Here is a 23,487-nt window from a genome sequence, read left to right on the forward strand (position 1 = left end):
TTTATTGCGGCCTGGCCTGCGCCAGCATGGTATGGATCATCGCCTTCAACACTTTTTGTAGCTCTGCGGCACGCGCCTGCTGCCAGGCATAAGGCGGGGTTTCATCCATGTAGTTCAGCTGCGCCAGCTCCAGCTGAACCGCCTCGATCTGCTGCTGTGGCTGGCCATAAGCGCGGGTGATGTAACCGCCTTTAAAGCGTCCGTTGAGCACCCAGCTGTAGTCGTGCTGGGCGGCGCACACCGCCTCTATGGCCGCGCTCATTTCAGGCGTGCAGCTCGCGCCGTCGTTGGTGCCGATGTTGATATCGGGCAGACGCCCCTCAAACAGGCGGGGAATTTCACTGGCAATGGAGTGGGCGTCAAACAGCAGCGCATAGCCGTGCTGCGCTTTGAGCCGCGCCAGCTCCTGCTGAATCTGCTGATGGTAAGGCTGCCAGATTTGATCGATGTAGCCCTGACGCGCCGTGACATCGGGCGTTTTGCCTGGTGCAAAGGTCGGCGTGCCGTCGAACAGGGTTTCCGGGAACAGACCGGTGGTGGCGGTGGTGTAAAGCGGCTGGTTGTCGGGCGGACGATTAAGATCGACTACAAAACGGGAATAGCGGCCAATTAACACACTGGCCCCGAGGTCACGCACAAAATCATACAGCAGCGGGATATGCCAGTCGGTGTCGGGCAGGCCGCGCGCGGCCGCGCTCAATCCGGCGTCCACCTCAGGCGTCAGTTCAGTACCGGCGTGGGGAATGCTGACCAGCAGCGGCAGGCTGCCCTGGGAAAAATAGAAAGGGTTCATTGCGGTTCTCCACGATAGATAACGGTACAGGGCAGTTCACCACCCAGCCAGTAAACCAGTTCTGCCGGACGAGACAGCGGCCAGTGGACGAAGTTTGCCACTTTACCCGCCTCCAGCGAGCCGTGACTCTCCGCCAGCCCCAGCGCTTTAGCTCCCCACAGCGTGACGCCCGCCAGCGCCTCCTCCGGCGTCATGCCAAACAGCGTGCAGCCCATGTTGAGCATCAGACGCAGCGACAGCGCAGGTGAGGTGCCGGGATTGGCATCGCTGGCCAGCGCCATCGGCACACCGTGGCGACGGAAGAGATCCACCGGCGGACGCTGAGTTTCGCGTAGCAGATAAAACGCACCGGGCAGCAGCACCGCCACGGTGCCATGCTGCGCCATCGCCCTGGCATCCTCTTCGGTGGCATATTCAAGATGGTCAGCTGAAAGCGCACCATAGCGGGCGGCCAGTGCGGCACCGCCCAGCGCTGAAAGCTGTTCCGCATGCAGTTTCACCGGCATATCCAGCGCCACCGCCCGGTCAAATACCCGCGCCACCTGCTCCGGGGAAAAGGCGAGATGCTCGCAGAAAGCATCTACAGCATCCGCCAGCCCCTGCGCCTGCGCCTGCGGCAGAAGACGGTCGCAGATGATATCGATCCAGCCATCCGGGTCATGCTTAAACTCCGGCGGAAAGGCATGCGCTGCCAGACAGGTGGCGTGGACATCGGCGGCCACGCTCTCTCCCAGCCGGCGAATCGCCCGTAGCATCCGCAGTTCGCTCTCTTCATCCAGACCATAGCCGGACTTAATCTCTACGGTGGTGACACCCTCTGCCAGCAGGCGATTAAGTCGCCAGCGGGCCGAAGCCACCAGTTCCTCTTCCGTCGCCGCGCGGGTGGCGCGCACGGTAGAGAGAATGCCCCCGCCCTGCGCGGCAATCTCTGCGTAGCTGACGCCATTCAGACGCTGTTCAAACTCCTGACTGCGGTCGCCGCCAAACACCAGATGGGTGTGACAATCCACCAGCCCCGGCGTCACGATACCGCCAGGCAGACGATGATGCTGATCGGCGACGAACGCGGGCATCTCCGCTTCAGGCCCGACCCACACCAGCCTGCCCGCCCGCACCACCAGTGCGCCCTGAGGTATCAGATGGTACTTTCCGTCACGCATGGTGACCAGGTCGGCCCCCGTCCACACCGCCTCTACGCGCATCTCTTCTGTCATCGCTGCCTCATGCCTCCGCCGTTTACACTGTGCTTCAAAGTATGTATATGTATATACAACCACATCCGATGAGGATCAACCATGGCGACTTTTTTTGCCCCACGCGCACTGCTGGCGGAGGGCTGGCAGCAGCAGGTCCGTATCACGGTCAATCAGGCCGGTTTTATCGACTCCCTTACCCCGGAAAGCCACGCGGATCAGGCTATCCGCCTCAACGGCGAGGTGATCCCGGCGATCGCCAACCTGCACTCGCACGCCTTCCAGCGGGCGATGGCGGGTCTGGCGGAAGTGGCAGGCGATCCACAGGACAGCTTCTGGACCTGGCGGGATCTGATGTACCGCATGGTGCAGCGTCTGACGCCAAAGCAGGTGGGTGATATTGCCGCTCTGCTCTATATCGAGATGCTGAAAGGCGGCTACACCCAGGTTGCAGAGTTTCATTATCTCCATCACGACCCCAGCGGCGCGCCCTATAGCGATGACACGATGCTGCAACAGCTGATTGAAGCAGCAGAGATCGCCGGTATCGGCCAGACCCTGCTGCCGGTGCTCTACAGCTACAGCGGCTTTGGCAGTCAGCCCGCGGCGGCGGGTCAGAAGCGTTTTATTCAGCAGACCGAACACTACCTGCAACAGCAGGCGCGGCTGGATGCGTGGCAGCAGCAGCGGCCCCTGCTGAACCGTGGTCTCTGTTTCCATTCGCTGCGGGCAGTAAGCGAAAGCCAGATGCACGAGGTGCTGGCGGCCAGCGATCTGGCGCTGCCGGTGCATATTCATGTGGCTGAACAGCAGAAAGAGGTCAATGACTCGCTGGCGTGGAGCGGCGAGCGCCCGGTAGCCTGGCTGCTGAACCGCTTTGCGGTAGATACGCGCTGGTGCCTGATCCACGCCACCCATCTGGATGAGAGCGAACTGTCGCGCCTCGCACAAAGCGGCGCGGTAGCGGGTCTCTGTCCGACCACCGAAGCCAACCTCGGCGACGGCATTTTCCCGGCGGTGGAGTATATCGCGCAGGGCGGACGCTGGGGCATCGGCTCCGACAGCCATGTCTCGCTGAGCGCTCAGGAAGAGCTGCGCTGGCTGGAGTATGCGCAGCGGCTGCGCGACCAGCGTCGTAACCGGATTACCCTGCCCGGCCAGCCGTCGGTGGGCGACCTGCTATGGCAACAGGCGGCAGCGGGTGGCGCTCAGGCGTGCGGCATTCAGCAGGGCACGCTGGCGGTGGGACAACGCGCCGACTGGCTGGTGCTGCGGGATGAGGCGTGGCTTGGCAGCGTGGATTCACATGCGGTGCTGAACCGCTGGCTGTTTGCCGGACAGCGCGATCAGATTCGTGACGTTTACGTGGCCGGTAAAGCCGTGATTGAAGATGGGGTACATCCGCAGCAGGCTGCATGTGCCGCACGCTTTGCTCAGGCGATGGCGGCGCTGCGATGATCACCCTGTTCACTTACGAGGCGCTGGCGGTCAGCCGCTGGCGCAATGGTGGCGGCGAAACCCGCGAGATCATCAGCTTCCCGCCCGGCGCAGATCGCTTCGGCTGGCGCGCCAGTATTGCGACCCTGGCACAGGATGGTCCCTTCTCTGCTTTTCCGGAGATCGATCGGGTGATTACCCTGCTGCATGGCGATCCGGTGTTATTAACCGCGCCTGACGTGCAGCATCTGCTGACGCCGCAAAAGCCCTGGGCATTTGCCGGAGAACTCGCCTTAACGGCGCAACTGCAGGGCAGCGTCAGCGAAGATTTTAATATCATGACGCGGCGCGGTGAATGGCAGGCCACGGTTGAAGTGGTTGCCGCGCCGGTCAGTAGTCTGCATGGCGTCGCCTGGGTATTGGCAGGTGCATGGCAGACCGCGGACGGAGAAAGGCTGAGTGCGCAACAGGGCGCGTGGTGGGTCGATGTAGAAACAGTACTCAGCCCGTGCGAGCCGGATGCGCGGCTGCTGTTTACCCGACTTAGCGCCTATCCCGGCACGCGTAATGGTTGCAGGTAGTCTGGACACGCACAGCGCGGAACAAGCAGGCGTACACGTAGTACGTGAGGATGACTCGCTGCGCTCGCCTCTTCAGGGCCGCACTTCAGGGCGTTCAGGTTGCTAAAGCAGCCTGTGTGAGCACTGCCCAGGTGCAGACTGACAAATAAAATAGCCTGATGGGCTCGGCTCTTAACCGTGTCCTCTGAAGCGGCCCAGTAGTTTGTAACGTGAGCCGGGATAGAGCAGTCGCGCATAGGTGACGATTTTCGTGTCGCTCCAGGTCTGACGGCGAATCAGCAGGCAGGGTTCATGTTCATCCAGCGACAAATGTTTACGCTGACGCGCATCGGGGAGCACCGCTTCAACAATGTGCTCACCTGCCGTCAGCGGCGCGACCCGCATCAGATAGGTATAGGGCGTCATCTGCTGATAATCCTGCGTCAGGTAGTCGGGCGCGACCAGCGGATTGACCAGACGGTCCTCAAGCTGCACCGGCAGATCATTTTCGTAATGCACAATCAGCGAATGGTAAAGCGTCTGTCCTGTGGTGAGCCCCAGCACGGCTGCCTGCTCAGGATCGGCTTTGTCCTGGCCGATGGCGAGAATTTTACAGCTGTGCTGATGGCCGCGCTGAGCGATCTCATCAGCGATGTTATGCACCTCCAGCATAGCGGTGTAACCTTTCATCTCCGCCACGAAGGTGCCGACGCCCTGCATCCGCACCAGAAAACCTTCGCTGGTCAGTTCGCGCAGCGCCCGATTAATGGTCATGCGGCTGACGCCCAGCTCATTCACCAGTTCACTTTCTGAAGGCACACGCTGATTCGCTTTCCACAGCCCTTCACGGATCTGGCTGACGATGGCCTGCTTCACCCGCTGATAAATCGGGGCGGGCTCATCGCTCATTGCCGCCGCCAGTTGTGCCAGTGCCGTATGCTCGACCATTTGCTGTTCCTTATGCTGAAAGTCCCTTAAGTTTACTGTCTCACTGCGTGAATGTATATACATCCAGTAGCGCGCGCCGTGCCCCACTGGTGCAGTCTGCGCATCCTGATGGTGCACTCTCTCAGTCGCGTTTAACCCGCGACCCGCGCCGGGCGGACATTCGATTTTTGTGATCGGTCTGGCACGGCACTTGCTTAGTATGCTTGATTGTATAGACAAGCATAGACAAGAATTAACGCTTATGTTTCACTCGCATTATTCCGCTGGTTCAGGGCAAGGAAAGCAGCTTAGCCACGCCAGCACACTTGTATAGACAGGAGTAGACTATGTCAGGTTCGTTTCAGGCATTGCGCCTGGTGCCCGGCGAGGTGGACCTCGCCACATTACGCGCTATCTATCAGGGTAACGTCACGCTGAGTCTTGACGACAGTGCGCGTCAGGCGATTGCGGCGGCGCAGCAGACCGTGGAGACGATTGTCGCCTCCGGCAACGTGGTGTATGGCATTAATACTGGCTTTGGCAAGCTGGCGCAGACGCAAATACCGGCCAGCCGGCTGGCGGATCTGCAGCGCAATCTGGTGCTGTCACACAGCGTTGGTCTGGGCGATCTGCTGCCCGACAATGTCACCCGTCTGGTCGTCGCCACCAAAATCATCAGCCTGGCGCGCGGTCACTCTGGTGTGCGTATCGAACTGGTTGAGGCACTGCTGGCGCTGTTCAACGCCGGCGTGATGCCCTGTATTCCGGAAAAAGGCTCGGTCGGCGCCTCCGGCGATCTGGCACCGCTGGCGCACATGTCGCTGATGCTGCTGGGCGAAGGTCAGGTGCGGGTCAATGGCACGCTGATCCCGGCAACAGAGGGACTGGCAAGCGTGGGCCTGTCGCCATTTGTGCTCGGTCCGAAAGAGGGTCTGGCGCTGCTCAACGGCACCCAGGTTTCGACTGCACTGGCGCTGCGCGGCCTGTTCGAGTGTGAAAACCTGTTTGCCGCCGGTCTGATGGCGGGTGCGCTGTCGCTGGAAGCGATCAAAGGCTCGCTGAAACCGTTCGATGCCCGCATCCACAAGGCGCGCGGCCAGCAGGGCCAGATTGCGGTCGCAGCGGCCGTCAGCACCCTGATTGAAGGCAGTGAAATTCTGCAGTCGCATACCCATTGCGGCCGCGTTCAGGATCCCTACTCCATCCGCTGCGTGCCCCAGGTAATGGGTGCCTGCCTGGACAACGTCAGCCACGCGGCGCGGATTCTGGAAATCGAAGCGAACGCCGCCTCGGACAACCCGCTGGTATTCAGCGACAGCGGCGATGTGATCTCCGGCGGCAACTTCCATGCTGAGCCGGTGGCCTTTGCTGCTGACATTCTGGCGCTGGCGATTGCCGAAGTCGGCGCCATCTCTGAACGGCGACTGGCGCTGCTGCTGGACAGCGGCTTATCCGGCCTGCCCCCCTTCCTGGTGCGTGACGGCGGCGTAAACTCCGGCTTTATGATCGCTCAGGTCACCGCCGCCGCGCTGGCTTCTGAGAACAAATCGCTGGCCCATCCGGGTAGCGTCGACAGTCTGCCCACCTCTGCGAATCAGGAAGATCACGTCTCAATGGCGACCTACGCCGCGCGCCGTCTCGGCAGCATGTGCTTTAACAGCGCCGCCGTGGTGGGTATCGAGGCGATGGCTGCCGCGCAGGGTATTGAATTTAACCGGCCGCTCAAAAGCTCCTCGCTGATTGAGCAGGCCATCGACACCATTCGCGAGCAGGTCGCCTTCCTTGAAGACGATCGTCTGCTGGCGCCCGATATCGAGGCAATGCGTCAGTGGGCAAGTCGCGCTGACTGGCCTCAGGCATTGACCGCGCTGCTGCCGAGCATGCGCCCAACTTCTTGAATTAAGGAATCCTTCATGAGCGAAACTCTTTCTCAGGCTGTGGCACGTGAGATTCGTGCACCACACGGCACTACGCTGCACTGCGCCAACTGGCTGATTGAAGCGGCTTACCGCATGATTCAGAACAACCTCGACCCCGATGTCGCCGAACGTCCGGAAGATCTGGTGGTGTACGGCGGCATCGGTAAAGCGGCACGCAACTGGGAGTGCTTCGAGCAGATCCTGCGTTCGCTCCGGGCGCTGCAGCCGGATGAGACGCTGCTGATCCAGAGCGGCAAGCCGGTCGGCATCTTCCGCACACACGCGGATGCGCCGCGCGTGCTGCTGGCGAACACCAACCTGGTGCCGCACTGGGCGACCTGGGATCACTTCCATGAGCTGGATAAAGCGGGTCTGATGATGTACGGCCAGATGACCGCCGGTTCCTGGATCTACATCGGTGCGCAGGGCATCGTGCAGGGCACCTATGAAACCTTTGTGGAAGCGGGCCGTCAGCACTACAACAACGACCTGAGCGGACGCTGGATCCTCACCGCCGGACTGGGCGGCATGGGCGGCGCACAACCGCTGGCGGGTGTACTGGCCGGAGCCTGTGTGCTGGCAATTGAGTGCCAGGAGTCACGCATCGATTTCCGTCTGCGTACCCGTTACGTGGACTACAAAGCCACCACGCTGGATGAAGCGCTGGCGTTAATCAGCGAAGCCACCGCCGCCAAAAAAGCGATTTCGGTCGGCCTGCTGGGTAATGCCGCCGAAATCCTGCCGGAGCTGGTGAAACGCGCTCAGGCGGGCGGACCAAAGCCGGACATCGTGACCGACCAGACGTCGGCGCACGACCCGATTAATGGCTATCTGCCGATTGGCTGGGATCTGGCGCGCTGGCAGCAGGAGCGCGTCTCACAGCCGAAGGCGGTAGAAAAAGCGGCGCGCGCCTCAATGGCGGTTCATGTCCAGGCGATGCTCGACTTCTGTCATATGGGCATCCCGACTGTGGATTACGGCAACAACATTCGTCAGGTCGCGCTGGATGAGGGTGTCAGCAACGCGTTTGATTTCCCTGGCTTTGTGCCAGCCTATATCCGTCCGCTGTTCTGCGAAGGCAAAGGCCCGTTCCGCTGGGTCGCGCTCTCGGGCGATCCGGAAGATATCTACAAGACCGACGCGAAACTCAAAGAGCTGTTCCCGCACCATAAAACGCTGCATCGCTGGCTGGATATGGCGCAGGAGCGCATCGCCTTCCAGGGCCTGCCTGCCCGCATCTGCTGGCTGGGACTGGGTGAACGGCATCTTGCCGGTCTGGCGTTCAACGAAATGGTCCGCAACGGCGAGCTGAAAGCGCCGGTGGTCATTGGCCGCGACCATCTCGACTGCGGCTCGGTCGCCTCTCCTAACCGTGAGACCGAAGCGATGAAAGATGGCTCAGATGCGGTATCAGACTGGCCGCTGCTCAACGCCCTGCTGAATACCGCAGGCGGCGCAACCTGGGTCAGCCTGCATCATGGCGGCGGTGTCGGCATGGGCTTCTCACAGCACTCCGGCGTGGTGATTGTCTGTGACGGCAGCAAAGAGGCCGATGCCCGTCTGGGTCGCGTATTATGGAACGACCCGGCCACCGGTGTGATGCGTCACGCCGACGCAGGGTATGAACTGGCGCAGCAGTGCGCGGCTGAACATGGCCTGAACCTGCCCATGCAGAAGTAATCCGTTGACTGGGGCGAGCAGCAGCTTGCCCCCTTTCTCGCCCGCTATTTCCTTCTTACACCCTGGCATAAACATCACTTCCTTATTACTTATTCCATTTTGATTTAGCCTATAGCCAGATTTAGTCCTGACGGCGATAGACGCCGCATCACCCGACCACTAAAGTGAAATCTTCTCATTCTGTATGGAGCGCGATTCTGCATGACCCTTTCTCCTGCCCTGCTTGAAGATGCCCTGCGCTGGCGCCTTGAGTTTCATCGCCACCCCGAATTAGGTTACCAGGAACAGCAAACCAGCCAGTTTATTGCGGAAGAGTTAGCGCGGGCGGGTTTACAGGTGTTCCGTGGCCTGGCGGGCACCGGCGTCATCGGCACACTGGAAAACGGTCCCGGCCCGGTTATCGGGCTGCGTGCAGATATGGATGCGCTGCCGATTACGGAAAAAGGTGATGCTGAGTGGCGTTCTGCGACGCCAGGCGTGATGCACGCCTGTGGCCACGACGGTCATAGCGCCATTCTGCTGGCTGCCGCCCGCCAGCTGGCCGCCACACGTCAGTTCAGCGGCACGGTGCATTTCATCTTTCAGCCTGCCGAAGAGAATCTGGGCGGGGCACGCAGAATGGTGGAAGAGGGACTGTTCCAGCGCTTTCCGATGGATGCGATCTACGCCATGCATAACTGGCCGGGACTGCCGCTCGGCTCACTGGCGGTGAACCCTGGCGCGATGATGGCGTCGCTGGATTCGTTTGAAATTACGCTGCACGGCAAAAGCTGCCACGCGGCGATGCCGGAAAGCGGTGCCGACCCGATGGTGGTAGCAGCCGAGCTGATTCTGGCGCTGCAGACCATTCCGTCTCGCCGGCTCTCGCCGCTGGCGTCAGCCGTGGTCAGCGTGACGCAGATTCACGGTGGTGAAGCGATTAACGTCATCCCGGAGCAGATTGTTTTACGCGGCACGGTGCGCTGCCTGCAGACCAGCGTGCGCGAAAAAGTGCGCGGGCTGATTGATGAGTTTGTCGCGACCCTGCCGCGTCCGTTTGGCGTGAGTGGTGAGATTGACTGGCTGCCGGGCTATCCGGTCACCGCCAACCATGTGGCACCGGCTGAGCAGGTGCGCGAGGTAGCGCTCTCAACACTGGGTGCTGAACAGGTTCACTGGCAGGTTAATCCGTCAATGGCGTCAGAAGATTTTGCCTGCATGATGGAAGCCTGTCCCGGCGCGTATTTCTGGCTGGGCGCGGACGGCGAAACGCCCTCCGCGCCGCTGCACAACGCCCGCTATGACTTCAACGACGCGCTGCTGCCAATTGGCATCCGTTTCTGGCAGGACCTGGTTGAACAGGCGCTGCCGGTAGCCTGAGTTAATACCCGGCGGCGAGGATCTGCTGCTCCGCCGCCGCCAGCGAGTCACACCGGCCGCTGGCGCGCAGGCAGCAGGCGAGCTGCAGTCGCAGTGACGCAGGCACCGGACGCTGCTGATTCAGCACCTCTTCGATCCAGCGCGCAGTGACTTCTGCCGTCTTGTCTGTCGGCAGTTCAACGGCCACTTCTGGCTGACGCTCAACCCACACTTCCGCTTCCGCGCCCGCCCCCTTAATCATACTGATCGCCGGGCAGCGCTGGGGATTCGCATAGACTTCCCCTTCAGTGCCATTGAGCAGTATCGCAGGCGCATCGATGTCGCTGAAGAATTTCGCCACACGCGGTACATACTCAGGATGCGAGACGCTGGACAACCGCAGCGCCGCCCGCTCCGCAAACGGCGTGGCCAGTTTTGCCAGCGTGTGCGCGCTGTTACGCACCCCCATCCGCCAGCGCAGCGAGAGCTGTTTCGCCATTGGCGGGCAGAGATGATCGATGGTGATAAAAGCCAGGCCCTGATCGAGTTTCGCCTGCGCCGCCTCTGCGGTGGTGACGGGCGCAATGCCCAGCGCGGCAAACACCGCTTCACTGGTGATGCGTGTCGCGTCGTCGCTGACGCCGTGTACCAGCACCGGGAAGCCGACTTTCACCAGCAGCAGCGCCAGCAACGGCGTCAGATTCCCCTGGCGGCGTGCGCCGTTGTAGCTGGGGATCACCACAGGCATCGGACGATTTTCCGGCGCACGCAACTGCATCATCTGCGCCTGCATCGCCTGATAAAAGCCGCGCATTTCGGCTTCACCTTCGCCTTTAATGCGCAGCGCTATCAGAATAGCGCCCAGCTCCAGATCCGGTACTTCACCCGCCAGCATCGCGCCATAGAGCGCCACGGCAGTATCAAAGTCGATATCGCGGGCATGATTTTTACCGCGACCCACCTCTTTAATGATTTTATTCAGTTCCATCACTCGCTTCCGGTTAAGTGCGCGGCTCAGCGCCGCGTGGGACGGCGTTTACGCACGGTATGCTTTGGCACCACGATGGCCGGTATCGCTGCCGGCTCTGGCGTTTCCGGCTGCTCAATCGGGAAGATCGGCAGTGCGGCTAACAAGCGGCTGCCGTAGGCTTTGCTCAGCAGACGGCGGTCGTAAATCACGATTTCGCCATAGCATTGATGGCTGCGAATCAGGCGTCCGACCTGTTGAATCAGGGTAAATGAGGCGCTGGGTAAACTCTGCACCTCAAACGGATAGCGCTTCAGGCTTTTCAACCATTCGCCTTCGGTCAAAATTACCGGACTGTCCACCGGGGGAAAAGCGATTTTGTGGATATGCACCTGACTCAGCAGATCGCCTTTGAGATCCAGCCCCTCAGCAAACGACTGCAGGCCAATCAGAATGCTGGTGTCACCTTTGGTAACGCGCTGACGGTGCAAATCCACCAGGCGGCTGCGCGGCTGATCGCCCTGCACCAGCATCGAGAGCCGCAGGTCTGGCAGACAGGCGACAAACTGCTGCATCGCCCGGTTGCTGGCAAACAGCACCAGCACGCCTTTATGCTTTTTCTCCGCAATCTGCTGACGGAAGAAACCGGCCATCTCGGCGATGTGCTCCGCTTCGTGCGCCATCAGCGGCTCAAGTCGCATCTGCGGGATCACCAGCTTGCCCTGCTCCACATGGTTAAACGGTGAGTCGAGCGCCACAAAGCGGTCGCCCGCTTTTTCGCTAAGCCCTGACATCTCCTGCAGGCGGTTAAAACTGTTGAGCGATCGCAGCGTGGCGGAGGTGACCACCACATGCGGAATTTTGCGCCACAGCATTTTCTCCAGCTGGTCGCTGACGCGGATGCCGGCGCAGTGGAACAGCAGATGCGCCTGACCTTCGCGCAGCTCGCGGGTAATCCACTTCGATACCGGCGCGCCAGAGGCTTTTTCCATTGCCGCCAGCCGCCAGAGTTTGCTGATTGATTCGAACCAGCCAAACTGACGATTGAGCTGGAGCAGGTTGCGATGCAGCCGCACCATATCGACCTTGCCGGTCTGCTCACTCAGTGCATTAATCAGGCCTTCACTCAGTCCCCGCAGGGCATCGCTGAGTTTGAACAGCCGGGCGCAGAGATCCAGCAGCTCCTGCGGCAGCGCACCCAGCACAAAGCGGTATTCGCCCGGCTGGTTATTCGGCGGCAGCAGCGGATTCAGCGCCTGCGCGGTGATGGTCAGCAGTTCGCGCAGCTCATCACAGTGTGCTTTCAGTCGCTCAGGGTTAGCCAGCGGCGGCGGCGACTTCGGCCGCATCTGCGTCATGATGCTCTCAACCAGCTTGATAAACAGGTCAAGCTGCAGGCTGCTCCAGCCCGGCGTGATGTCGGCGCTCATCTCCAGCGCATCGCGGGCCACTTCCGGCAGGTGATGTCCTTCATCCAGTACCAGCATCAGGTTTTTAGCGGGCGGCAACACTGACTCATTCTCCATCGCCGCCATCACCAGCGCATGGTTCGCCACCACCACATCCACCTGCTCGATTTCACGCCGCGCCACAAAGAACGGACATTCACGATACCAGTGGCAATGCGAACCCAGACAGCTCGCTTTGTCGGTGGAGAGGCGCTGCCAGAGGCTGTCGCTGACGTTCTCCTCGCTGTGATCGCGCAGGCCATCCCACTGGTAGCGATCCAGTGACTTCTGTAAGCGACCACACTGCGTCTGTTCTTCTTTGGTACTACTGACGGCGTCATCATCCAGATAAAGCAGCAGATCGCCCTGCTGATCGTCATCGGCCGCCATCGCCGCCAGATTGCGCGGACAGACATAGCGCCCGCGGCCAAACGCGGCGGTAAAAGTGAGATCGGGGATGATTTTCTTCAGCAGCGGCAGATCTTTCGTGAAGATTTGATCCTGCAGCGCCACGTTGGCGGTGCTGATCACCAGCTGCTTTTCCTGAGCGCGGCTGGCTGCGATGCCCGGAATCAGATAAGAGAGGGTTTTGCCCACGCCGGTCGGCGCTTCGACCGCCAGATGGCGCGCGTCGTCACCCGCCAGGCATTTCGCTACTTCAGCGATCATCTGGCGCTGCGGCGCACGTGGAATGAAATCAGGCACCTGCTGCTGAAGCGCTTTATACCACTGCGCTATCTGGCTTTTTACTGCGGCTGTCAGGGCCATGATTTGCGTTACCACACCGAAAAAATGGCCTGTATTTTTACACAGTATCCTGGCGGCGTCAGCTTTCGCGCCGAATTTTTCGTGACCCGCCGTAAAATCAGCGGTTGTCCGACAGCGGTGTTTTACGCCAGCACTTTGTACATATAGGTGGTGGCATCCAGCACGCCTGCGATGGATTCGGCATAACAGGGAATCGACCCCGCCACCTGCCAGCCCAGCGAGCGATAGAGATCGCTGGCGACATCGCCGCTGCGCGTATCCAGCACCAGCAGGGTTTTGCCCTGTGCGCGTGCCCGCTGCTCAGCGCGCTGCATCAGTTCACGGGCGATGCCCTGACGGCGCGCCTGCGGGTGCACCAGCAGTTTGCTGATCTCTGCGCGGTGGCGGCCATTAGGCATGCCGCTGCGGCTGATGATGACCGTTGCCACGATGCGCCCGCGCTGACGCGCGACCAGTAATTCGCTGTCGCCGCTGGTGATGCTGGCACTCCGCTGCTGCCAGAATCGCACCATCACCTCATCATCTTCAGCATCAATAAAACCGACGCTGGCACCGTCTGCCACGCAGCTCTGCAAAACGTCGGTCAGTTCACCCAGCAGCTGTTGCGCCTGGGCCGCGCTGAGAGTTGCGTAATCCGTCATGGTTTCGCCACCACCAGTAAGTAACGCGCGCCGTCAGTCAGGTGCGCCTCAAAAGCCGATTTTCCGACCAGATGAAACCGCAGGCAGTCGCCGGGCTGTAGCGTCCACGCCTGAGACCCCATCGTGACGGTAAGACCGCCCTCGCGCAGCCAGATATGCTGCTCCAGCCCCTGAATGGGTGGCACATCATAATCGATTCGCGCACCAGGCCGTAACCTGCCCTCCACGAGTTCACATCTAAAATGAAGTGCAGGTGGTGAAATATTCCGACGGATAAAACCGCTGGCGTCATCCTGCCACACCGGCTGCTGATCCTCTTTGACCAGCAGACTGGACTCTTCTTCCACTTCACTGAGCAGGCGCGACATCGTTAAGCCGTATGCAACACACAAACGATTAAGCAGTGCCGCCGTGGGACTGGTCTCGCTTCGCTCAATGCGCGATAATGTCGCGCGGCTGATGCCGGTAGCGACAGAAAGTTCATCAAGTGACCAGCCGCGTTGCAGGCGTAATTCTGCCAGCCGCACCGCCAGTCGTTGCTCCGTATTCAGCTCCGGCATGGTGTTCTCTCATTTTTGGGAATAATTCTCTTATTTGAGATATAGCCTGGAAAAGCCGTATCAGTCAAGTTGTACATTGAGAAATGTATTGTACAACTTAATTTGCTTCGTTATGGTAATCGTACTCAGACCAATCGAAAGAGGAATTTATGACCTTATACAGTATCGGTGACGTCGCCGAGCGCTGTGGCATAAACCCAGTCACCCTGCGCGCCTGGCAGCGTCGTTATGGCTTACTGAAGCCGCAACGTACCGAAGGCGGACATCGTCAGTTTGACGAAGAAGATGTGCAGCGCATCGAAGAGATTATGCGCTGGATTGAAAGTGGCGTGCCGGTCGGTAAAGTGAAGGCACTGCTGGAAGGTGGCGATGTTGATGCACACGATGGCTGGACCACACTGCAGGATGAACTGATTAGCGTACTGCGCCACGTCAGGCCTGCTAAACTTCGTAATAAAATTGCCGCGATTGGTCGCGAACATCCGATTGATGCGCTGATTGATCACGTTTTTATGCCAGTGCGCCAGAAGCTGAGTCTGGATCAGAACACGGCCCGCACCATGTGCAGTCTGCTTGATGGTCTGCTGATCGACTATGTTGCATTTTGTCTGACCGCCAGTCGCAAAAAATCGGGTAAAGATGCGCTGATTATTGGCTGGGGCATCGACGATCGGACCCGTATCTGGCTGGAAGGCTGGCGTCTTTCGCAGCATGGCTGGCGGATTGATGTACTGGCAGAACCCCTGGATGTTCCCCGTCCTGAACTCTTTCCCGGCATGAATATGTTTGTCTTTACCGGTAAAAAACTGACCCGTCGTCAGCAGGAGCAGCTGTCACACTGGCAGGAACAGGGCTATGCCGTGCGGTTACATGAACCTACCTGATAACAAAAACGCACGCCGGGCACTTTGCCTCCTGCCTTGCGCGCGCTATTATCCCCGCCTCACTGTTAACAAGCTCAGGTTTCACCCATGAATGTCAAAAAAGCCTTTTTCGCCACGCTGTTTTTCATTATGGCTCTCGGCGGCACCAGCGGTCTGATGCTGGTGGGATATTCTCTTATTGTCCACTCACGCTAAGCCAGCGCTGCAGGCGTTCAAACAGGCGATCGCTCACTATTGCCAGCAGCGCCACCAGTAATGCTCCCTGAATCACATAGGCTGTATTAAATCCGCTCAGGCCGATAATCACCGGCGATCCCAGACTTTTTGCGCCCACCGTTGAGGCAATAGCCGCGGTGCCGATGTTGATGATTACCGACGTGCGTATCCCGGCGATAATCACCGGTGCAGCCAGCGCCAGTTCAATCTGCCACAACCGCTGCCAGCTACTCATGCCGACCCCGATGGCAATTTCCCGGCTGCTGGCGGGTATGCTATCAATGCCCGCCAGCGTACCCTGTAAAATCGGCAGCAATCCGTACAGCAGCAGCGCCACCACCGCCGGCCACGCGCCAAAGCCCATTACCGGCACCGCAATCGCCAGCACCGCCACCGGCGGTATCGTCTGCCCCGCCGCTACGATAGTTTCCATCAGCGGCCGGAAAGCGCGTCCCGCTCGCCGGGTCACCAGCACGCCACTGCCAATGCCGATCACGATGGCCAGCAGGCTGGCGGTGATCACCAGGAACAGATGCGCCAGCGTCAGCTGCCAGAAGCTCTCCTGCTGATAGAGTGGTCGCGCCAGTTCCGGAAACCAGCGGTGAAACAGCGGCCCGCTGTAAGGCATCAGAGTCAGCAGCGCGCCATAGAACAGCACCAGCCACAGCAACGGATCCCTTAGCCTGCGCATGTGAAGCCCTCGCGCAGTTGCAGCAGGTCGCCAAAGTGGAGCACGCCCATTGGCTGCTGCTGATCGTCAACGACCGGCAGTTTATCGGTGCGCCGGGCGATAAACTGCGACAGCGCGTCCCGCAGCGTCAGCGCCGCAGCAATCGGTTCGCCCGCCAGCCACTCGCCGCGCCGGACGGCGTTACCGACCTGTTCCAGCGACAGCAGCCGGACGCCCATTTCACTGCGGCCAAAGAAGTCGCGCACAAAATCATTTTTCGGCTGGGTCAGCAGCTCTGCCGGCCTGCCCTGCTGAACAATCTTACCGTTATCCATCAGCACAATGCGATCCGCCAGCGTCAGCGCTTCGTCGATGTCATGCGTCACCAGCACGATAGTGCGGCCAGACAGCCGATGAATACGCAGCATCTCCTGTTGCAACACGCCGCGCGTCACCGGATCGAGCGCGCCGAACGGCTCATCCATCAGCAGAACTTCCGGGTCCGCCGCCAGCGCCCGCGCCACGCCCACCCGCTGCTGCTGCCCACCGGAGAGCTGATGCGGATAGCGATTCAGCAGCTGCGCGTCAAGGTTCAGCAGCGCCAGCAGCGCCGCGATGCGCTCATCGATCTGCGCTCTGGACCAGCCCAGCAGGACCGGCACTGTGGCGATATTCTTCCGCACCGTCCAGTGCGGAAACAGGCCAATCGACTGAATGGCATAGCCCATGCGTCGGCGTAATATGCGGGCATCCAGCTGGCGAATCGACTCACCGGCAAAGCGGATCTCACCGCTATCAAACTCCACCAGCCGGTTGATCATTTTCAGCGTGGTTGATTTGCCGGAGCCGGAGGTGCCGAGCAGTACACAGAACTCCCCTTTGGCCACCTGTAGCGACAGATCTTTTACCGCCGCTTTGCCGTTAAAGGCGCGGGAAACGCCATCAAACTCAATCATCTTTTCTCTCCAGCAGTGAGATCAGCAGGCGGAACAGCGCATCAATGACGACCGCCAGCGCAATCACCGGGATGACGCCCAGCAACACCAAATCCAGCGCACTGCTTAACAGCCCCTGGAAAATAATCGCGCCAAAACCGCCCGCGCCAATCAGCGCCGCCACCACTGCCATACCCAGCGTCTGCACCACGACGACACGCAGGCCCGCGAGCCAGACCGGCAGCGCCAGCGGCACATCCACCGCGATAAACTGCTGCCAGCCGCTCATGCCCGTGCCGCGCGCACTTTCGCGCACCTCATGCGGCACCTGTTGCAGCCCCACCACCACGCTGCGCACCAGCGGCAACAGCGCATAAAGCACCAGGGCGATCAGCGCCGGGGCCATACCAATGCCGCTGATACCCCAGTCACCGAGCCACGGAAAATGCTGAGCCAGACCGGCCAGCGGCGCAATCAGCAGACCGAACAGCGCCACCGACGGCACCGTCTGAATCACATTCAGTACACCAAACACGCTACCCTGCCAGCCGGGCCGCTGGAACAGCATGACGCCCAGCGGCAGCGCAATCATCAACGCAGGCAAGACTGTACCGGCCAGCAGCGTGAGATGACGGCTCAGCGCCGCATCAAACACCGCATGACGGTTGGCATACTCTTTCAGCAGGGAGAGATCGGCGAGCTGGCCACTGAACAGCAGCAACAGCGGCAGCAGCCAGACCTGCAGATTAAGCAGCAGCTGTGCCAGCCGATGCGGGGTCAGCTGCCGCACCTGATCGGTTATCAGCAGCAGGATCAGCGCACCGCTGCACCACAGGCCACTGGCAAAGCTGGTGCGTGCCAGACGGCTGCCCTGCTGACTCAGCAACGTCGCCTGATGACCGCTGAGCCAGATGATCGCCGCCAGCATCAGCTGAGCCGTCAGCAGCGCTACAATCAGCGTGACGCGCCCGGGCGGACGCCACAGCAGCAGCCAAAGCGTCACTAATGGCAGCAGTAATAGCCCGAAGCGGTTTATCTGCCAGCCCATCAATGGTTCACCCGCCACCAGACGGTTCGGGGCGAAGTTAAGAAACGGCAAGGCCACCAGCGCCAGGCTCAGCAGCGTCAGCAGCAGCAATGCCACCGGCTGCTGAGCCGGACGGCGTATCGCGTCCCGCGATATCTGCATCGGTTACAGCAGCTTTTTCTGCTGCAGCCACTCGGTCGCTACACTGCTGGCATCCTGACCGTCGACCGCGATTTTGGCGTTGAGTTGCTGCAGCGTCTTCTCATCAAGCGCGCTGAACACCGGCTTCAGCCAGTCGGCAATCTGCGGATAGGCTTTGAGGACCGATTCGCGGATTACCGGCGTCGGCGCGTAAATCGGCTGAACGCCTTTGGGATCGCTGAGCGTCTGCAGACCCAGTGCTGCTACCGGGCCGTCGGTGCCGTAGGCCATCGCCGCGTTAACGCCGGAGGTCTGTTGCGCTGCTGCGCTGATGGTCACAGCAGTATCGCCGCCCGCCAGCGACAGCAGCTGATCCTGCTTGAGGTCAAAGCCATAGGCTTTTTCAAAGGCCGGTAAAGCATCGCTGCGTTCGATAAATTCGGCTGAGGCGGCCAGCTTGAAGGTTCCGCCCTTTTTCAGAAAGGCGCTGAGATCGGTCAGCGAAGTGAGCTGGTTCTTCTCAGCCAGATCTTTACGCACGGCAATGGTCCAGGTGTTGTTGGCCGGAGCCGGTGTCAGCCACACCAGATGGTTTTTCTCCGCATCCAGCTTCTTCACCTTTTCATAGCCTTCAGCGGCATTCTTCCAGGCACTGTCTTTTTCATCGTTGAAGAAGAACGCGCCGTTGCCGGTATATTCGGGGTAGATATCGAGCTCGCCCGCCGTGATGGCACCGCGTACCACCTGCGTTGTGCCAAGCTGGATTTTATTGACGGTTTTTACGCCGTGCTTTTCAAGCACCTGAAGGATTACGTTGCCCAGCAGTGATCCTTCGGTATCAATTTTGGAGCCGACCCGCACCGGCTCCGCCGCCTGTACCATCCCCATACTGAGCAGCAACGCGCTGACTCCCACCCAACCCCGAACTCTGACCATGGCCTTTTCCTTATCGCAGTCTGTTGTTTTTACATGATGTTTTCGTGTGATGACGCGCAAGACGCGGGACGCCTTAGCGTTGAGCCTGCTCGCCTGCTCGCCTGCCGCTGAAAGGGAGACTGGCAAGGCGTGCAGCGGAAATTATCTGCCTTAAAAGCGTAGCCTGGCGCAGCGGCGCTGCAGCTGACTTTATCGCAAATTTATAACGATTTGGGATTAAAAAATTATTATCAATAACCGAAACGAATTTACGTCTGGGCGTCTAAACGGCTATTCTCGAAAATCTGTTTTTATTATAAAAGACGTACAACATCATGTCCGACCTGACCTCTTCCGCCCATGTGGCAACAGCAGGGAGTTCGCCCGGTGGCGAAACACAGTGGATCCGCAGCGCAGCTGACGTCTCCCGCTTAGTGAACAGCGGCGACAGCGCCCGTAACAATGCCCGTATTGTGGTAGCGATTGCGCTGGGAGGCGTGTTCCTTGACGCCTACGACCTGGGCGCGCTGGCGTTTGGCATTAAAGACATCACGCGCGAGTTTAGTCTCACTCCGACCGGCACCGGCATGGTCGCCTCGGCCATCACCTTCGGCGCAATCATCGGCGCGCTGATTGGCGGCTATCTCACCGACAAAATTGGCCGTTATCGGGTCTTTATGGCTGATATGTTCTTTTTCGTGGTGGCGGCTATCGCCTGTGCGTTTGCCCCGAATGAGTATGTGCTGGCTGGCGCGCGCTTCGTGATGGGGCTGGGCGTCGGGATTGATCTGCCGGTTGCGATGGCGTTTCTGGCGGAGTTTTCAAAGCTGCGCGGCAAGGGGAATAAAGCGGCCAGCGTGGCGATGTGGTGTCCGACCTGGTATGCGGCAATCAGTATCTCTTATCTGCTGGTGCTGCTGCTTTATGCGGTGCTGCCTGAAAGCCACACCGACTGGCTCTGGCGGCTGATCCTCGGTTTTGGGGCCGTTCCGGCGATTGTCATCATCGCCATCCGCAGCCGTTATATGAGCGAATCCCCGGTGTGGGCGGCGAATCAGGGGGATCTGAAAGGGGCCGCCGCGATTTTACGCAGTGCCTGGAACATCAACGCGCAGGTGGCACCCGACGCCGGGCTGACCGCTGCCACACCCGTGCGCAAGGCGAGCTGGCGCAACTATGGCGCGCTGCTGCAGGGCGTTTATCGCCGCCGCACGCTGCTGGCGACCATCACCTCTATCGCCTCGTCGTTTGCCTATAACGCAGTGGCGTTTGGGCTGCCGGTAATCATCTCAAGCTTCTTTGCTCAGTCGATGCTCACCACCATTCTGGTGTCGCTGGCGCTGAATCTGCTGTTCGCCTTTGTCGGCGGAATTCTGGCGGTGCGGCTGGTGCCGCGTCTGGGAGCGTGGAAGATGTCGGTGGCGGGTTATGGCTGTCAGTGCGTGGCGCTGCTGGGGCTGGCGCTGATTGGTCGTCCCGAAGGCGGTCAGGAAGCCGCGCTGGCGATTGGCATGCTGGCGCTGTTCCTGTTTGGTCAGGGATTCGGGCCGGGGTCTCATACTATGACCTTTGCGTCGCTGAGCTACCCGACGTCGCTGCGCGGCGTGGGCGTCGGCTTCAACCAGACGCTGATGCGCGGCAGTTCGACCGTTTCGCTGTTTCTCTTCCCGGTGCTGGTTGCCGCGCTGGGCACCGGCGTCTTCTGGGTGATCTTCCTGGCCCCGCTGGCGGGCCTGCTGGCGTTGCTGGCGATCCGCTGGGAACCGTCAGGTTATGATGTGGATGCAGAAGATTTTGAGCTGCCGGGGTAAAGAGCGCAGGCAAACCGCACCTCAGTGCGGTTTTTTTATGCCGTAATGACCGGGAAAGGAAAATGCTCCAGATAGTCCGGGATGCGCGGGAAGGTATGCAAAAACCACGGCGTGAACAGCTGTGGCTGCTGCTGCATCTGCTGCTCAATCAGCGCCATCGGACGATAATCAAAGGCATCGGCTTCCTGCGGATTCAGCTGCGGCAAAGTGTCGCAGACGGCAAAGAAGACGTGACCATATTCATGTTCGGTCAGGCCATTGCTCAGCTTCAGGTTATAGCTCAGCTCAAATACCGGCGTCAGCGTCACGATCATCCCCATCTCTTCACGCAGACGGCGCTCGGCGGCGTCGCGGGTCGATTCATGAGGATAAGGATGGCCACAGCAGGTATTACTCCACAAGCCACCACAGTGATATTTATCGCTGGCACGCCGCTGCAGTAACAGCTCCTGCCGGGAATTGAAGACGTAGACCGTCACCGCGCGGTGCAGTAATCCTTTTTCATGCACTTCCAGCTTTTCCATTTTGCCGGTGGGACGATCGAGGTGGTCAACGAGGATAACTTCAATAGCAGACATGGCGTTTCCTTGAGATTATTCCCAACTATTCTGGCACAGAATGAGCAGTCTGGGTGGAACATCGCGGAATTTTTACGCGTCTCAGGCGGAGATAAGCGGATGAAGCAGAGAGGAAATCAGGCCAGCAAGGCTGGCCTGACGAAGGATTACAGGCGGAAGCTCTGAACCACCTGCTCAAGCTGGGTGCTCTGCGATTCCATCGCCTGCGCGGCAGCGGAAACCTGCTCCACCAGCACGGCATTCTGCTGGGTAGTACCATCAAGCTGGGTAATCGCCACGTTAACCTGTTCGATACCCAGGCTCTGCTCACGGCTGGCTGACATAATTTCGCTCATCAGGGTGGTCACACTGCTTACCCCTTTCATCAGCTCGTCCATGGTCTGACCCGCCTGCTCAACCAGCGCGCTGCCGGTATCGATGTTTGCCACGGACTCTTCGATTAACTTTTTAATCTCACGCGCCGAGTTGGCTGAACGCTGTGCCAGATTGCGCACTTCCGAAGCCACCACCGCAAAACCGCGACCCTGTTCACCGGCACGTGCGGCTTCTACCGCGGCGTTAAGTGCCAGGATATTGGTCTGGAATGCGATGCTGTCGATGACGCTGATGATATCGACCACTTTACGGGATGAGTGATGAATCTCACCCATGGTGGTGACCACCTGACGGACCACTTCAGTCCCCCGTGCGGCCACCTGCGAGGCATCAGCTGCCAGCTGGTTGGCATGCGTCGCATTGTCGGCGTTCTGACGCACGGTGCCGGTCAGCTGCTCCATCGACGCGGCCGTCTCGACAATCGAGCTGGCCTGATCTTCAGTACGGGAGGAGAGATTGGCGTTACCGCTGGCAATCTCCCGCGACGCAGCAGTAATCGCCAGTGCGCTGTCGCCCACCTGCTGGAGCAGCCCCTGCAGATAGCTGATGAACTGGTTAAAGCTCTGCGCCACGGCGTTAAACTCCGGGCTGTTGCTGGCGGGCAGGCGCTGCGTCAGATCGGCACCCCCCGTCGACAGCGCTTCGATGTTGCTGTTCAGCACGTTAAGCCGTTTCATCATGGCGCGGACAAAGCCCAGCGAGACCAGCAGCAGGATGACCGCCAGTGGGATCTGCACCAGGCCCAGGCGGGTCAGCATATTATGCGACTGCGCTTTGAGCAGGCTGGTTGGCAGGCTGCTGGCGAGATACCACGGGCTGCCAGGAATGGCCTGCACGAACAGGGTCTGCTCGCCCTCGCTGCTGTCATAAGTGGTTTCCAGCGGCTGATTGCCAACACCGTTCAGCAACGTTTTCAGCGGTGCGGCCATCGGCATCTGCACGTCAGCCAGGTTCTCCAGCTTCGGCGCGGCATTGACCAGCGCGCCATTACCCACGACTTTGCCGTCGGCTTCGACGATCAGCACATTGCCGTGAATGGTTTCACCCATCTGCTTCGCCAGCTGGTTGAAGAACCCCAGCGTCACGTCGATAGTCGCGACACCCCAGGCCGAGCCATTGCGGTAGATCGCCATGGCACAGTTGGTACGCGGCTGCGGGCTGGCAGCATCCTGATAAGCTTTTGCCCAGGCACACTGCCCTTTCGCGGCAGCCAGGCCATCTTTATACCAGGGTTGCTCCCAGTATTTATCGGCGGCGTCGGAGTTCCAGTAGGTGTTGACCTGCAGTTCATTACTGGCATTACGGGCAAAGAAGCTGCTGTCTTTCTCTTTGGCCGGATCGCGACGGTTTGGCAGGGGCCAGATACCGCCACCAAACACGTTGCTGTCCTGATACTGGTTTACCAGCGTCGGTAACAGGGTGTCGATAGTGGCGCTGTCCATGACAGAGGCGGCTTCGGTAATCGCACGCTGCTGTGCCTGCACGCGGTTCATCTGTTCAACGATGCCAGAGGCGAGTGAATCGACCTGATAACGAACCAGACGACTTTCGCTGTCGACCAGCTGTGGCGCGACGAACTGATTGATGACCCAAACTGTAACGAGTAAAAGCGCAACAAAGAACGCGATCATTGTTGCGGTGAAGCGGGATTGTGTTGTTTTAAACATCTTTGTTCCCCTGAACCTGGTGCGGCGCGATTGCCTG

Annotated in this window: 20 protein-coding genes; 7 read left to right on the plus strand and 13 right to left on the minus strand. The window is 59.9% G+C overall.

The window, feature by feature from the left end:
• Position 1 precedes the first annotated feature (1 nt).
• Together hutG and hutI are read right to left on the minus strand one after the other, a co-directional pair.
• Positions 2-793, minus strand: a complete 792-nt coding sequence (hutG, locus tag ACTJKZ_RS08255) for an N-formylglutamate deformylase (RefSeq protein WP_161736923.1) — start codon at positions 791-793, stop codon at positions 2-4.
• A complete protein-coding gene (hutI, locus tag ACTJKZ_RS08260) occupies positions 790-2,007 on the minus strand; it encodes an imidazolonepropionase (protein ID WP_222924295.1) in 1,218 nt (405 codons plus the stop codon). Before hutI ends, hutG begins: the two co-directional genes overlap by 4 nt.
• An 81-nt stretch (positions 2,008-2,088) precedes the next feature.
• On the opposite strand from hutI, the gene ACTJKZ_RS08265 reads away from it, so the two are divergent.
• Both ACTJKZ_RS08265 and ACTJKZ_RS08270 read left to right on the plus strand, forming a co-directional pair.
• Positions 2,089-3,444 carry a formimidoylglutamate deiminase gene (locus ACTJKZ_RS08265; protein ID WP_260057735.1) on the plus strand — a complete coding sequence of 452 codons (1,356 nt, stop codon included), beginning with the start codon at positions 2,089-2,091 and terminating at the stop codon, positions 3,442-3,444.
• Positions 3,441-4,004: a HutD/Ves family protein gene (locus ACTJKZ_RS08270; RefSeq protein WP_161736600.1), complete on the plus strand. Its 564-nt coding sequence runs from the start codon at positions 3,441-3,443 to the stop codon at positions 4,002-4,004. The genes ACTJKZ_RS08265 and ACTJKZ_RS08270 overlap by 4 nt, the downstream gene beginning before the upstream one ends.
• Positions 4,005-4,175: 171 nt before the next feature.
• Here the strand turns inward: ACTJKZ_RS08270 and hutC are convergent, their stop codons facing one another.
• Positions 4,176-4,931 (minus strand): histidine utilization repressor, encoded by a 756-nt coding sequence (hutC, locus tag ACTJKZ_RS08275; RefSeq protein WP_013357236.1) that lies wholly within the window; start codon positions 4,929-4,931, stop codon positions 4,176-4,178.
• A gap of 326 nt (positions 4,932-5,257) precedes the next feature.
• Here hutC and hutH point away from each other — a divergent pair, with 326 nt between their 5' ends.
• The 3 genes from hutH (at position 5,258) to ACTJKZ_RS08290 (ending at position 9,868) form a co-directional block, all read left to right on the plus strand.
• Positions 5,258-6,808, plus strand: a complete 1,551-nt coding sequence (hutH, locus tag ACTJKZ_RS08280; protein ID WP_161736590.1) for a histidine ammonia-lyase — start codon at positions 5,258-5,260, stop codon at positions 6,806-6,808.
• Positions 6,809-6,823: 15 nt separating this feature from the next.
• Positions 6,824-8,509, plus strand: a complete 1,686-nt coding sequence (gene hutU / locus ACTJKZ_RS08285) for a urocanate hydratase (RefSeq protein WP_440829441.1) — start codon at positions 6,824-6,826, stop codon at positions 8,507-8,509.
• A 201-nt stretch (positions 8,510-8,710) separates the two neighbouring features.
• On the plus strand, positions 8,711-9,868 hold the full coding sequence (locus ACTJKZ_RS08290) for a M20 aminoacylase family protein (protein ID WP_253421400.1): 1,158 nt from the start codon (positions 8,711-8,713) through the stop codon (positions 9,866-9,868).
• Between the two features lies 1 nt (position 9,869).
• Here ACTJKZ_RS08290 and ybiB read toward each other — a convergent pair whose 3' ends face one another.
• From ybiB to ACTJKZ_RS08310, 4 genes are all read right to left on the minus strand, one after another.
• Complete coding sequence (gene ybiB, locus ACTJKZ_RS08295) at positions 9,870-10,835, minus strand: DNA-binding protein YbiB (protein WP_161736592.1); 966 nt, start codon at positions 10,833-10,835, stop codon at positions 9,870-9,872.
• Between the two features lie 26 nt (positions 10,836-10,861).
• Complete coding sequence (gene dinG / locus ACTJKZ_RS08300; RefSeq protein ID WP_440829442.1) at positions 10,862-13,030, minus strand: ATP-dependent DNA helicase DinG; 2,169 nt, start codon at positions 13,028-13,030, stop codon at positions 10,862-10,864.
• Between the two features lie 122 nt (positions 13,031-13,152).
• Positions 13,153-13,671 (minus strand): GNAT family N-acetyltransferase, encoded by a 519-nt coding sequence (locus ACTJKZ_RS08305; RefSeq protein ID WP_161736594.1) that lies wholly within the window; start codon positions 13,669-13,671, stop codon positions 13,153-13,155.
• Positions 13,668-14,231 carry an XRE family transcriptional regulator gene (locus tag ACTJKZ_RS08310; protein ID WP_161736595.1) on the minus strand — a complete coding sequence of 188 codons (564 nt, stop codon included), beginning with the start codon at positions 14,229-14,231 and terminating at the stop codon, positions 13,668-13,670. Before ACTJKZ_RS08310 ends, ACTJKZ_RS08305 begins: the two co-directional genes overlap by 4 nt.
• 149 nt (positions 14,232-14,380) lie before the next feature.
• On the opposite strand from ACTJKZ_RS08310, the gene ACTJKZ_RS08315 reads away from it, so the two are divergent.
• Positions 14,381-15,115, plus strand: a complete 735-nt coding sequence (locus ACTJKZ_RS08315) for a MerR family transcriptional regulator (RefSeq protein WP_161736596.1) — start codon at positions 14,381-14,383, stop codon at positions 15,113-15,115.
• 175 nt (positions 15,116-15,290) lie between these two features.
• Here the strand turns inward: ACTJKZ_RS08315 and ACTJKZ_RS08320 are convergent, their stop codons facing one another.
• The 4 genes from ACTJKZ_RS08320 to osmF are packed head-to-tail and all read right to left on the minus strand — an operon-like array spanning position 15,291 to position 19,040.
• Entirely contained in the window at positions 15,291-16,022 is a 732-nt protein-coding gene (locus ACTJKZ_RS08320) for an ABC transporter permease (protein ID WP_161736597.1), read from the minus strand.
• The gene (locus ACTJKZ_RS08325) at positions 16,010-16,957 is read right to left on the minus strand and encodes an ABC transporter ATP-binding protein (RefSeq protein WP_161736598.1); all 948 of its coding nucleotides are present in this window, start codon (positions 16,955-16,957) and stop codon (positions 16,010-16,012) included. The genes ACTJKZ_RS08320 and ACTJKZ_RS08325 overlap by 13 nt, the downstream gene beginning before the upstream one ends.
• Complete coding sequence (locus tag ACTJKZ_RS08330; protein ID WP_440829443.1) at positions 16,950-18,125, minus strand: ABC transporter permease; 1,176 nt, start codon at positions 18,123-18,125, stop codon at positions 16,950-16,952. The genes ACTJKZ_RS08325 and ACTJKZ_RS08330 overlap by 8 nt, the downstream gene beginning before the upstream one ends.
• A 3-nt stretch (positions 18,126-18,128) precedes the next feature.
• Entirely contained in the window at positions 18,129-19,040 is a 912-nt protein-coding gene (gene osmF, locus ACTJKZ_RS08335) for a glycine betaine ABC transporter substrate-binding protein OsmF (protein ID WP_222924303.1), read from the minus strand.
• A 314-nt stretch (positions 19,041-19,354) separates the two neighbouring features.
• Here osmF and ACTJKZ_RS08340 point away from each other — a divergent pair, with 314 nt between their 5' ends.
• A complete protein-coding gene (locus ACTJKZ_RS08340; RefSeq protein WP_161736954.1) occupies positions 19,355-20,830 on the plus strand; it encodes an MFS transporter in 1,476 nt (491 codons plus the stop codon).
• Between the two features lie 35 nt (positions 20,831-20,865).
• Here the strand turns inward: ACTJKZ_RS08340 and idi are convergent, their stop codons facing one another.
• Together idi and ACTJKZ_RS08350 are read right to left on the minus strand one after the other, a co-directional pair.
• Positions 20,866-21,408, minus strand: a complete 543-nt coding sequence (gene idi / locus ACTJKZ_RS08345) for an isopentenyl-diphosphate Delta-isomerase (RefSeq protein ID WP_161736950.1) — start codon at positions 21,406-21,408, stop codon at positions 20,866-20,868.
• 146 nt (positions 21,409-21,554) lie between these two features.
• Positions 21,555-23,450, minus strand: a complete 1,896-nt coding sequence (locus ACTJKZ_RS08350; protein WP_253421397.1) for a methyl-accepting chemotaxis protein — start codon at positions 23,448-23,450, stop codon at positions 21,555-21,557.
• Positions 23,451-23,487: the final 37 nt, after the last annotated feature.

The organism is Pantoea sp. 22096 (assembly GCF_052045955.1).
GTDB lineage: Bacteria > Pseudomonadota > Gammaproteobacteria > Enterobacterales > Enterobacteriaceae > Pantoea > Pantoea alfalfae.